The organism is Streptomyces sp. MBT65 (assembly GCF_016612545.1).
GTDB lineage: Bacteria > Actinomycetota > Actinomycetes > Streptomycetales > Streptomycetaceae > Streptomyces.
Genome location: NZ_JAENRY010000296.1, coordinates 1 through 11,224, shown reverse-complemented (window position 1 = coordinate 11,224; position 11,224 = coordinate 1). Strand labels below are relative to the sequence as shown.

The window sequence follows — 11,224 nt, the reverse complement described above, 5'->3', positions numbered from 1 at the left end:
GCTCCGCGGCCGTCCGCCGATCGATGTGCAGGTGCTGTTCAGGAAGCCGGCGGGGGCGCGTCCGGGGGCGTGGTCGTGCCGCCGCCCTCCGGCCCTGTGGTCCCTGTGCTCGCCGAGTTCCCTGGGCTTCCCGGCTCGTCCTTGTGCGCGAGTCGGTCCATGGCGTCCTTGGCCTTGCCCGTGCCTGTCTGGATCTTGCCGCTGTACTTCCCCTTGGTCTTCTCGTCGACCATTTTCGCGGCTTTGTCCAGGCCGTTCTCGATCTTGCCTCCGTGCTGCTGCGCGAGGCCCGAGACCTTCTCCTTCGCCGGGGCGAGTTTGGCCTTGAAGCTGTCCATCAGACCCATGGTTCACCTTTCCACGCGGGGCGGTTACGTGCGGGCGCCTTCACCGGCCTCGTTGTCGGCGGCCTCTTCGGCGGACTGCTGCTTGGGGATCTCGACGCCGTCCGCGGCCTCGACGGCCTCCGTCGCCGTCGTCCCCGCCGCTTCCTGGACGCCTGCCCCCGCATCGGTCTCCGACACCTCGTCCGTCGTGTCGGCCGTCAGGGGCTCGGCCGTCTGTCGGTCGGCCTGTGCTTCGGCGGTCGACGCCTCCTCCGTAGCCTTCGACCTCCGAAGAATCCGGTCCAAAACGCCCATATCAACTCCATACGTTACTCGTGCGGGCGAAATCCCGCGTAGCCCGGTGCGTCCGTTTGCGTCGCCCGGGTCACCGCCTCCCGAAACCGGCGGCGGGGTACCTCGCATCGGGCAACGACCCCACGCGCGGGCTGTCACGTAACTCGTTCGAGCCCCGGGTCCGACGTTTGCGAGACTGGGAACGTGAGCAGCGCACCCCCCGCCCCCCGAGTCATCGCCGTCGTCGGACCGACCGCGGCCGGAAAGTCCGATCTGGGCGTCTTCCTGGCCCAGCGCCTAGGTGGCGAGGTCGTCAACGCCGACTCCATGCAGCTCTACCGAGGGATGGACATCGGCACCGCCAAGCTGACGCCCGAGGAACGCGACGGCGTCCCGCACCACCTCCTGGACATCTGGGAGGTGACGGTCACGGCGTCCGTCGTCGAGTACCAGCGGCTCGCCCGTGAGCGCATCGACGCACTGCTCGCCGAGGGGCGCTGGCCGATCCTGGTCGGCGGCTCCGGGCTGTACGTGCGCGGGGCGGTCGACAACCTGGAGTTCCCCGGCACCGACCCCGAGGTCAGGGCCCGCCTGGAGGAGGAGCTCGCCCTGCGCGGCTCCGGCGCCCTGCACGCCCGCCTCGCCGCCGCCGACCCCGAGGCCGCACACGCGATCCTGCCGAGCAACGGCCGCCGTATCGTCCGGGCCCTGGAGGTCATCGAGATCACCGGCAAGCCCTTCACCGCCAACCTCCCTGGCCACGACTCGATCTACGACACCGTCCAGATCGGCGTCGACGTGGCGCGCCCCGAGCTGGACGAGCGCATCGCGCGCCGGGTCGACCGGATGTGGAGCGCGGGGCTCGTGGACGAGGTGCGGGCGCTGGAGACGCACGGTCTGCGCGAGGGGGTCACGGCGTCCCGCGCGCTCGGCTATCAGCAGGTGCTCGCGGCGCTCGCGGGAGCGTGCACGGAACAGGAGGCGCGCGCGGAGACCGTGCGTGCCACCAAGCGCTTCGCGCGCCGCCAGGATTCGTGGTTCAGACGCGATCCCCGGGTGCACTGGTTGAGTGGAGCTGCGGCGGATCTCACAGAACTTCCGCACCTGGCACTGGCGTTGGTCGAACGACCGGTCACAGCCTGATCACGTCATGGCATCGGGACGCTCCGGCCGCCGTTGTGGCGTTCGGGGGCGTGCCATCATCGAGCTTCGATCGACCAAGTGGAGTCCGAGTTGGGAGGGCGCGTGGCGATGGAGGCCGGCCCTCGCGACACCGCAGAAGGCATCGAGCAGGTCACTGCGGACCGTGCTGAACCGGAAGAGGTCGACGGTCTGCTGAGCCCGGACGGCCCGGACGAGATCCAGGGCGGCGTGACCGCCGACGGTCCCGGACCCGACGAGATGTTCGCGGGACCCGAGGTTGAGGTGGAACTGCGCCCGCAGCGTCGGCTGCGGATCTGGCAGCTCGCCCCCATCGTGGCCCTGGCCGCGGTCGGTTCCCTGATGTTCGCCTTCCCGCTCGCCTTCGACTTCGGCGACAGCGGGGCCGTGATCGCCATGCTCGGCCTGCTCATCTGCTGCTGCGCGGCCGGCTGGGGTACGACGGCCGCCCGCCGCGTCGGCTACACCTGGCCTGGCTTCCCGCAGCGCGGCTCCGAGCGCCGCCCGGACTGGCGGGTCGTCGTCGCGTACGCCCTCGTGCTGACCGTGGTGGCGGTGCTGGCCGTGTGGCGCGTGGCACGGCTGCGCTAGGCGCTCCGCTGGGGATGCGGCGTCACGCCGTAGATCGTCTGTGGCGCTGTTGCGGCTGGACGCGGCTGAGCCGTACGTCACATCGCTCCGCGCCCCTTCGAAGTGCTCCTCCGGTGCGGCGGACAGCGCCCGCCCCGGCCGGTCTCCGAGTCCTGTCACCGTGATCGTCGGGATGTCATAGCCACCCCGTACGATCGAGGAATGAGCACGCGGATCGCCTTCCTCAAGGGGCACGGCACCGAGAACGACTTCGTGATCGTCCCGGACCCCGAGAACGTCATCGACCTGTCCCCGGCCGCCGTGGCCGCCCTGTGCGACCGCCGCGCGGGCATCGGCGGCGACGGGCTGCTGCATGTGGTGCGGTCCGCCACGCACCCCGAGGCGCGGGACATGGCGGCCGAGGCGGAGTGGTTCATGGACTACCGCAACGGCGACGGGTCCGTCTCCGAGATGTGCGGCAACGGAGTGCGTGTGTTCGCGCGCTATCTCCAGCGGGCCGGACATGTGGCCGAAGGGGACATCGCGGTCGCCACGCGCGGGGGAGTCAAGACCGTCCACCTCGCCAAGGACGGTGACGTCACCGTCGGGATGGGCAAGGCCCGCCTCCCCGAAGGGGGTGTCACGGTGAGCGTCGGCGAGCACAGGTGGCCCGCGCGGAACGTGAACATGGGAAACCCGCATGCGGTCGCCTTCGTGGACGACCTCGCGCAGGCCGGTGACCTGTACTCCCCGCCGCCCTTCAGCCCGGCCACGGCCTACCCGGACGGTGTGAACGTGGAGTTCGTGGTCGACCGCGGCCCCGGGCACGTCGCCATGCGCGTGCACGAGCGCGGTGCCGGCGAGACCCGTTCGTGCGGCACGGGCGCGTGCGCGGTCGCCGTGGCCGCCGCCCGCAGAGACGGCACCGACCCGGCCGTCACCGGGACGCCCGTGACGTACACGGTCGATGTGCTCGGTGGCACGCTGGTGATCACCGAGCGGCCCGACGGCCAGATCGAGATGACCGGTCCCGCGGTGATCGTCGCCGAAGGCGAGATCGATGCGGAATGGCTGGAAAACGCCATCCGCTGAACGGGTGATTCGCAGTTATGGCGGCTCTGGGCACCCTGATCGGAAGGTCCCTGGCGCCCGAGCTGGCTCGAAACCACGGCTGACTTCCTGAGTCGTGGCGCAAAACCGTAAACCTCCTGACCTTCGCTCGAATGGGTGATCCGTTTCACGCTCGGCGAGAGGCGGTCAGTCGCACGTGGTGGGCTCGGTAGCATCAAGCACCGGCCCGGACGGGGGATCGAAGATCCCCTGAGCCGAGTACGCCATGGGGCACCCGTCCGCCGGTCAAGCAGCCGGAGGTGCCCATGAGTGCGGAGGCCACGAACCCTGCGAGCCCAGGCCCTGTGATCAACACAGTGCCCCGCAGGAAGGCCCGCCCCCGGATCGACCTGCGCCGGCTCGGCCGGGCCGCCCTGCTCGGTCCCACCGCGCGCGACCGGCTGCCCGACGCCATCGGCCATGTCGCCGAGGCGCATCGCGCCCACTATCCGGACGCCGATCTCGAACCGCTGCGCCATGCCTGGGTCCTGGCCGAGTCCTCGCACCGCGGTCAGATGCGCAAGAGCGGTGAGCCGTACATCACACACCCCCTCGCGGTGACCCTGATCCTCGCCGAACTCGGCGCCGAGACAACGACGTTGACGGCCTCTCTGCTCCACGACACCGTCGAGGACACGGAAGTGACTCTCGATCAGGTCGGCAAGGAGTTCGGCGCCGAGGTGCGCTATCTCGTCGACGGCGTGACGAAGTTGGAGAAGGTCGACTACGGCGCCGCGGCCGAGCCGGAGACCTTCCGCAAGATGCTGGTCGCGACCGGCAGCGACGTCCGCGTGATGTCGATCAAACTCGCCGACCGCCTGCACAACATGCGCACCCTGGGCGTGATGCGCCCCGAGAAGCAGGCCCGCATCGCCAAGGTCACCCGGGACGTCCTCATCCCGCTCGCCGAACGGCTCGGCGTCCAGGCACTCAAGACCGAACTGGAAGACCTCGTCTTCGCGATCCTCCACCCCGAGGAGTACGACCACACACGCGAGTTGATCGTCGACAACGCTTCGCGCGCGGACGACCCGCTCGCCGAGGTCACCGACGAGGTGCGCAGCGTGCTGCGTGACGCCGGCATCCAGGCCGAAGTCCTCATCAGGCCACGGCACTTCGTCTCCGTGCACCGCGTCGCCCGTAAGCGCGGCAGGCTGCGCGGCGCCGACTTCGGCCGCCTGCTGGTGCTGGTGAACGAGGACGCGGACTGTTACGGCGTCCTGGGCGAGCTGCACACCTGCCTGAAGCCCGTCGTCTCGGAGTTCAAGGACTTCATCGCCGTACCCAAGTTCAACCTGTACCAGTCGCTGCACACCGCCGTCGCCCACACGGACGGGCAGGTCGTCGAAGTCCTCATCCGCACCCACCAGATGCACAAGGTCGCCGAGGCCGGCGTCATCGCGCTCGGCAATCCCTACGCTCCTCCTTCGGAGGAGCAACAGGCCGCGAACGACGGCGAGCGCGCCGACCCCACCCGGCCCGGCTGGCTCTCCCGCCTCCTCGACTGGCAGGAGGGCGCGCCCGACCCCGACACCTTCTGGTCGACGCTCCGCGAGGACCTCGCCCAGGACCGCGAGATCACCGTGTACCGGCCCGACGGCGGCACGTTGGGCCTGCCCGACGGCGCGACCTGTGTGGACGCCGCGTACGCGCAGTACGGCGAGGACGCCCACGCCTGCATCGGCGCCCGTGTCAACGGCCGTCTGGCGACCCTCAGCACGGCCCTGAAGGACGGCGACACCGTCCAGCTCCTCATGGGCCAGGACCCGGCCTCCGAGCCCTCCAGGGAGTGGCTGGAGCACGCGCACACGCCTGCGGCCCGGATCGCCATCCAGCGGTGGATCGCGGCGCATCCGGGGAGCGCCGACGGAGAGAGCGCCCATGAAGAGGGCGCCTACGGAGGGAGCGCCTACAGAGAGAGCGCCGAGGCGGACAGGAGCGTGAAGCCTGCCGATGGCGTGAAGCCCGACAGGACGGCGAACTCGGAGAAGGGGGCGCAGAGCCTCCGATCAGCGTCCCCCGCCTCCGAAGACGCCCTGGACGGCTCCACCGCGCCGAGCCCCGCCACCCCCGTCGTGGACCAGCCCGGCGCGACCGTACGGCTCGCGGGCTGCTGTACGCCCGTACCGCCCGACGAGGTCACCGGATTCTCGGTGCGCGGCGGGGTCGTGACCGTCCACCGCGTGGAGTGCAGCACGGTGGCGCACATGAAGGGCGTGGGGCGCGCGGAGGTCGGTGTGCGCTGGGGCGACACCACCGAGTGCCGGGTCACGCTGGTAGCCGAATCGTTCGGCCGCCCGCATCTGCTCGCCGACCTCACCGAGGCGATCGCCCTGGAGGGCGCGGAAATCGTCTCGGCGACCGTGGAACCCCCGACCCAGCAACGCGTCCGCCACACCTACACACTCCAACTCCCGGACGCGGCCCACCTCCTGACCCTCATGCGAGCGATGCGCAACGTACCGGGCGTCTACGACGTGAGCCGGGCCCAGCACCATACGGCGGCCTTCTGAGACGCGGGCCGGCCGCGCCCCGGCCCGCGCGCCCCGGCGCGCACAGAGCCCCGTAGCCCCCCGGAAGCCCCCGTTCGAGTGGGCCGGGCGCGAGTCGTCGCCGTAGGGCGCGTGTGCGCTGGTAGCGGTGGTGCATGCTGCTCACCCCTCGCACCGGTACGACCGGCATCGGCACTCCCCGTACTCGCACCGGTGATCCGGTCTCACGGCCGCGCACCCGGAACTCCCGACGGCTGAAGGCGGCGCTGCTCGCGTCCGCCGTGTCCGTCTGTCTCGTCGCCGCGAGTGCTCCGCCCACGCCCCTGGGGGTCGGTGACCGTCTCTTCCCGACCCTGGGCAACCCGGGGTACGACGTGGCGTCGTACGACCTCTCGTTCACGTATCCCGGCAGCAACACCAAGCCGCTCCGGGCCGTCACCACCATCGACGCGTGGACGACCGAGACGCTGGACCGGATCAACCTCGACTTCGCGCACGGCACCGTGGACTCGGTCGAGGTCGACGGGCGGCCCGCGACCTTCGCCGCGGCCGGTGAGGATCTGGTCGTGACCCCGGAGAGGCCGATTTCCGAGGGGAGTTGGACGCGGATCACCGTGCGGCACACCAGCGACCCCGTGTCCGCCAAGGGCCAGGACGGCGGGTGGGTGCGCACCAAGGACGGGCTCGCGATGGCCAACCAGGCCGACGCCGCGCACCTGGTGTTCCCGTGCAACGACCATCCCTCCGACAAAGCGATGTTCACCATCAGGGTCACCGCCCCCAACGCCTACACGGCCGTGGCGAACGGACTGCCGGCCGGCGTCGACAAGGTCGGCGGGAACACCACCTGGACGTACCGCACCCAGCACCCCATGGCCACCGAACTCGCCCAGGTGTCCATCGGCCGCTCCGCCGTGTTGCACCGCACCGGACCGCACGACCTCCCGATGAGGGACGTCGTTCCGGCCAAGGACGCCAAGCAGCTCGAACCGTGGCTCAAGAAGACCCCCGACCAGATCGCCTGGATGGAGAGCAAGGTCGGCCGGTACCCCTTCGAGACGTACGGGCTGCTCATGGCGGACGCGTCCACCGGCTTCGAACTCGAGACGCAGACGATCTCTCTCTTCGAGAGAGATCTCTTCACCGAGCCCGCCTACCCCAAGTGGTACGTCGAGTCGATCATGGTGCACGAGCTGTCCCACCAGTGGTTCGGCGACAGCGTCAGCCCCCGCACCTGGTCCGACCTGTGGCTCAACGAAGGACACGCCACCTGGTACGAGGAGCTGTACGCGGAGGAGAAGGCCCACCGGCCCATGGAGACGCGCATGAAGGCCGCCTACGGCGCCTCCGACGGCTGGCGCGCCGCCGGCGGACCGCCCGCACTCCCCAAGGCGCCCGCGCCGGGCCAGAAGATCAGCATCTTCCGCCCGAACGTCTACGACGGCGCCGCCCTCGCCCTCTACGCCCTGCGCCAGGAGATCGGCCGCCCGGCCTTCGAACGCCTGGAGCGCACCTGGGTGCACATCCACCGCGACAGCACGGCCACCACGGCGGACTTCGAGGAACTCGCCTCCGCGATCTCCGGCCGCGACCTGAGCGACTTCTTCCAGGCCTGGCTCTACGGCGAGAAGACCCCGCCGATGCCGGGGCACCCGGACTGGAAGTCGCAGCCGCCCGCGAAATAAGGCAGTGACGTGGCGATCGGCGCCGTGCGACCATCGTCGGGTCGGCGGCGCGGATCGCCCGGAATCTCCGTTCACCGGAATCTCCGGTCACGGGGAATCTCCGGGGGCACCCGCACGTTGTGAACTTTGCAGGACTCCCATCGACGTAAGGACCCAATGACCTCCTCTTCTTCCCCTTCCCAGGACACTGAGCGCTTCGCGCACGCCTATCCCGAAGGTCTTCGGGCCGATGCCCTGATGGAAGAGGACGTCGCCTGGAGCCACGAGATCGACGGAGAGCGGGACGGCGACCAGTTCGACCGCTCCGAGCGCGCGGCCCTGCGCCGTGTCGCCGGCCTCTCCACCGAGCTCGAGGACGTCACCGAGGTCGAGTACCGACAGCTCCGCCTGGAGCGCGTCGTACTCGTCGGCGTCTGGACCACGGGCACGGTGCAGGACGCGGACAACTCGCTCGCCGAGCTGGCCGCACTCGCGGAGACCGCGGGCGCCCTCGTGCTCGACGGTGTCGTCCAGCGCCGCGACAAGCCCGACGCGGCCACCTACATCGGCTCGGGCAAGGCCAACGAACTGCGGGACATCGTCCTGGAGACCGGCGCCGACACCGTCATCTGCGACGGTGAGCTCAGCCCGGGCCAGCTGATCCACCTCGAAGACGTCGTCAAGGTCAAGGTCATCGACCGTACGGCCCTGATCCTCGACATCTTCGCCCAGCACGCCAAGTCGCGAGAGGGCAAGGCGCAGGTCGCGCTCGCGCAGATGCAGTACATGCTGCCGAGGCTCCGCGGCTGGGGTCAGTCTCTGTCCCGTCAGATGGGCGGCGGCTCGGGCGGCGGCCTGGCCACCCGTGGTCCCGGTGAGACCAAGATCGAGACGGACCGGCGTCGTATCCGCGAGAAGATGGCGAAGATGCGCCGGGAGATCGCGGACATGAAGACGGGCCGCGACATCAAGCGCCAGGAACGCAAGCGCAACAAGGTGCCCTCGGTCGCGATCGCCGGTTACACCAACGCCGGAAAGTCGTCCCTGCTCAACCGCCTCACGGGCGCGGGCGTGCTGGTCGAGAACGCGCTGTTCGCGACCCTCGACCCGACCGTGCGCCGGGCCGAGACCCCGGGCGGACGGCTGTACACCCTGGTCGACACGGTCGGATTCGTCCGGCACCTGCCGCACCACCTGGTCGAGGCCTTCCGCTCCACGATGGAGGAGGTCGGCGACGCCGACCTGATCCTGCACGTGGTGGACGGTTCGCACCCGTTCCCGGAGGAGCAGCTGGCCGCCGTACGCGAGGTGATCCGGGATGTCGGCGCCACCAAGGTGCCCGAGATCGTGATCATCAACAAGGCCGACGCGGCGGACCCGTTGACGCTCCAGCGGCTGATGCGGAACGAGAAGCGCTCCATCGCGGTCTCGGCCCGTACCGGCCAGGGCATGGACGAGCTGCTCGCGCTCATCGACAGCGAACTCCCGCGCCCCTCGGTCGAGATCGAGGCGCTCGTGCCGTACACCCACGGCAAGCTGGTCGCCCGCGCCCACTCCGAGGGCGAGGTGATCTCCGAGGAGCACACCCCGGAGGGCACCCAGCTCAAGGTGCGGGTGCACGAGGAACTGGCGGCGGACCTCGCGCCGTACGTCCCGGCACCGTTGGCCTGACCGGTCGTAACACGGCAACTCACTCCGAAGGCTCGCCCCACCTGGGGCGAGCCTTCGCACTTACCACGGATAGCCCCGGGCGCTCATCGAGCCGGGACGAACACCGGTGCGGCGGGGAGGTTCCCGTGAGGCACCCCGCCGACGCCCGTCCCCGGACCGTGCCTGCCGTCGCGCCTACTGGCCGGCGAACTTCTTGCTGACCGAGTCGTACACACTCTTGGCCACATCGCCCAGCCGCGGACCCGCCAGCCAGCCCGAAGTCACCGGCCCGATCGAGGTGTTGGACACCAGCGACGGCTTGCCGTCGGAGCCCGTCTCGACCCAGCCGCCACCGGACGAACCGCCGGTCATGCTGCAGCCGATGCGGTACATCGTCGGGTCGGAGGCGCTGATCGACAGCCGCCCCGGCTTGTCCGTGCACTGATACAGCGTCGAACCGTCGTACGGCTTCGCCTCGGGGTAGCCGGTCGCCGTGATGCTGGACACCTTCGGCACGGCCGGCGCCGCGAAGTTCACCGGCAGCGCCGAACCGACCGTCTCCTCAAGGGACTTGCCCCCGTTGCCCTTCTCGGGCGTCACATGGATCACGGCATAGTCGTACGACGAACCCTGCCCGCCCGTCTCGCCGCCCTGGTCGATCCACTGCTGCGAGGTCTGCGCCCAGTCGGCCCACCAGACACCGTACGGAGCGACCTGGTCCCGGCTCGCGGTCGCCAACTGCGCTGCCGTCCGGCCCGCGTTGTTGTACGACGGCACGAACGCGAGGTTGCGGTACCAACCGCCCTTCTTGCCCGCATGCACGCAATGGCCCGCCGTCCACACCAGGTTGGACTTGCCCGGGTGCGCCGGGTCCTCCACGACCGTGGCCGAGCAGACCATCGTGCCCTCGGGGGAGTCGAAGAACACCTTGCCCGCCGTCGCCGCGTTGGCGTGGTACGTAGGCGACACGGCCTTCGCGTCCACCACCGCGGGCGTCGGGTCGGTCACGCCCTGGTCACCGGAGATGTCGTTGGTGTCGACGCCCGTGTCCGGGTCGTTGGCGTCCTGCATCCGGCCCGAACTCCACAACCCCTTGATGATCGGGTTGATGTAGTCGTCGGCCTCGCGCAGCCAGTCGTCCTTGTTCCAGTTCTTCCAGGCGCCGTTCTTCCACTTGTCGATGTCGATCCCGTGCTCTTTGAGCTTGTCCTTGATGTCGTCCGGGATCTTGATCTTGCCGTCACCGGTGTCACTGCTGGTGGCGGACGCGGTGGACTTGCCATCGGCCTTCGTGTCACTGGAACCGCACGCGGTCGCGGTGAGCGCGAGCACCGAGGCGAGGGCAACGGCGGCCAGCGCGGGGGAGGTTCCGCGACGCGCGCCACTCCCTCGACGGGCGGTGAAGGACGGCCGTATCGATCGCATGGTCTTGACTCCCCCTGGGTGAACGGATGGTGCGCCACGGCTGTGATCTCAGCCGGAACTCATGGTGAGTTCACGCTGAACTCACTGCCTTCGGGAACGGCACCACACACTATGCGCTCGCTGTGGGGGACTTCCCACGGAACGGCAACGGTTCCGTCACGGCAAGGATCTTGAGACGACCCGTAACCCCCTGGGCGGTGCGGGGTTGGTAGCCATGGGGGCCTGCTGTCGATGCGCGGTCCCCTGCGCCCGTGGCGACGCGCGACCTCAACTCGCCTCTGGACAGCGGGAGAGACGGAGAACCGTGGCCGACTCGGCGTCTGCGTACGGGAGATGGCGGCCCATTGGGGGTGGGGCGTGCGGACTCGGCGGTGCGTGCGTGGTGGTGTGCGGGGCACAGGCGGCGGCCTTGGTACATAGGCGGGCGGGCGGGGAGCACGAGGGTGGACGGGGGCGCCAGTCGTCACTGCTACGCCGTGTCGCCCGTGCTGGAGGACGCAGCGCAGCCAGACACCAACTCGGCTTGTCTGCA

9 protein-coding genes are annotated in these 11,224 nt (G+C 69.9%); 6 read left to right on the top strand and 3 right to left on the bottom strand.

Features of this window, described 5'->3' with window-relative positions:
• Window positions 1-38: 38 nt before the first annotated feature.
• Together JHN63_RS41450 and JHN63_RS41445 are read right to left on the bottom strand one after the other, a co-directional pair.
• Window positions 39-347, bottom strand: a complete 309-nt coding sequence (locus JHN63_RS41450; protein ID WP_200690293.1) for an antitoxin — start codon at window positions 345-347, stop codon at window positions 39-41.
• Between the two features lie 24 nt (window positions 348-371).
• Window positions 372-641 carry a hypothetical protein gene (locus tag JHN63_RS41445; protein WP_200690292.1) on the bottom strand — a complete coding sequence of 90 codons (270 nt, stop codon included), beginning with the start codon at window positions 639-641 and terminating at the stop codon, window positions 372-374.
• A 183-nt stretch (window positions 642-824) separates the two neighbouring features.
• On the opposite strand from JHN63_RS41445, the gene miaA reads away from it, so the two are divergent.
• The 6 genes from miaA (at window position 825) to hflX (ending at window position 9,288) form a co-directional block, all read left to right on the top strand.
• Window positions 825-1,763 carry a tRNA (adenosine(37)-N6)-dimethylallyltransferase MiaA gene (gene miaA, locus JHN63_RS41440; protein WP_200690291.1) on the top strand — a complete coding sequence of 313 codons (939 nt, stop codon included), beginning with the start codon at window positions 825-827 and terminating at the stop codon, window positions 1,761-1,763.
• Between the two features lie 108 nt (window positions 1,764-1,871).
• Window positions 1,872-2,372 carry a hypothetical protein gene (locus JHN63_RS41435; protein ID WP_200690294.1) on the top strand — a complete coding sequence of 167 codons (501 nt, stop codon included), beginning with the start codon at window positions 1,872-1,874 and terminating at the stop codon, window positions 2,370-2,372.
• Window positions 2,373-2,573: 201 nt separating this feature from the next.
• Window positions 2,574-3,443 carry a diaminopimelate epimerase gene (gene dapF / locus JHN63_RS41430; protein WP_200690290.1) on the top strand — a complete coding sequence of 290 codons (870 nt, stop codon included), beginning with the start codon at window positions 2,574-2,576 and terminating at the stop codon, window positions 3,441-3,443.
• 284 nt (window positions 3,444-3,727) lie between these two features.
• Window positions 3,728-5,974 carry a bifunctional (p)ppGpp synthetase/guanosine-3',5'-bis(diphosphate) 3'-pyrophosphohydrolase gene (locus JHN63_RS41425; protein WP_200690289.1) on the top strand — a complete coding sequence of 749 codons (2,247 nt, stop codon included), beginning with the start codon at window positions 3,728-3,730 and terminating at the stop codon, window positions 5,972-5,974.
• Window positions 5,975-6,108: 134 nt separating this feature from the next.
• A complete protein-coding gene (locus tag JHN63_RS41420) occupies window positions 6,109-7,638 on the top strand; it encodes a M1 family metallopeptidase (protein WP_200690288.1) in 1,530 nt (509 codons plus the stop codon).
• Between the two features lie 156 nt (window positions 7,639-7,794).
• A complete protein-coding gene (gene hflX, locus JHN63_RS41415) occupies window positions 7,795-9,288 on the top strand; it encodes a GTPase HflX (protein WP_200690287.1) in 1,494 nt (497 codons plus the stop codon).
• Window positions 9,289-9,462: 174 nt separating this feature from the next.
• Here the strand turns inward: hflX and JHN63_RS41410 are convergent, their stop codons facing one another.
• Entirely contained in the window at window positions 9,463-10,692 is a 1,230-nt protein-coding gene (locus JHN63_RS41410; RefSeq protein WP_200690286.1) for a serine protease, read from the bottom strand.
• Window positions 10,693-11,224: the final 532 nt, after the last annotated feature.

Bases quoted from the DNA above. Each gene is read 5' to 3' on its own strand.
- JHN63_RS41450 (WP_200690293.1), bottom strand. From the start codon at position 347: ATGGGTCTGATGGACAGCTTCAAGGCCAAACTCGCCCCGGCGAAGGAG.
- JHN63_RS41445 (WP_200690292.1), bottom strand. From the start codon at position 641: ATGGGCGTTTTGGACCGGATTCTTCGGAGGTCGAAGGCTACGGAGGAG.
- JHN63_RS41435 (WP_200690294.1), top strand. From the start codon at position 1,872: ATGGAGGCCGGCCCTCGCGACACCGCAGAAGGCATCGAGCAGGTCACT.
- dapF (WP_200690290.1), top strand. From the start codon at position 2,574: ATGAGCACGCGGATCGCCTTCCTCAAGGGGCACGGCACCGAGAACGAC.
- JHN63_RS41425 (WP_200690289.1), top strand. From the start codon at position 3,728: ATGAGTGCGGAGGCCACGAACCCTGCGAGCCCAGGCCCTGTGATCAAC.
- JHN63_RS41420 (WP_200690288.1), top strand. From the start codon at position 6,109: ATGCTGCTCACCCCTCGCACCGGTACGACCGGCATCGGCACTCCCCGT.
- hflX (WP_200690287.1), top strand. From the start codon at position 7,795: ATGACCTCCTCTTCTTCCCCTTCCCAGGACACTGAGCGCTTCGCGCAC.
- JHN63_RS41410 (WP_200690286.1), bottom strand. From the start codon at position 10,692: ATGCGATCGATACGGCCGTCCTTCACCGCCCGTCGAGGGAGTGGCGCG.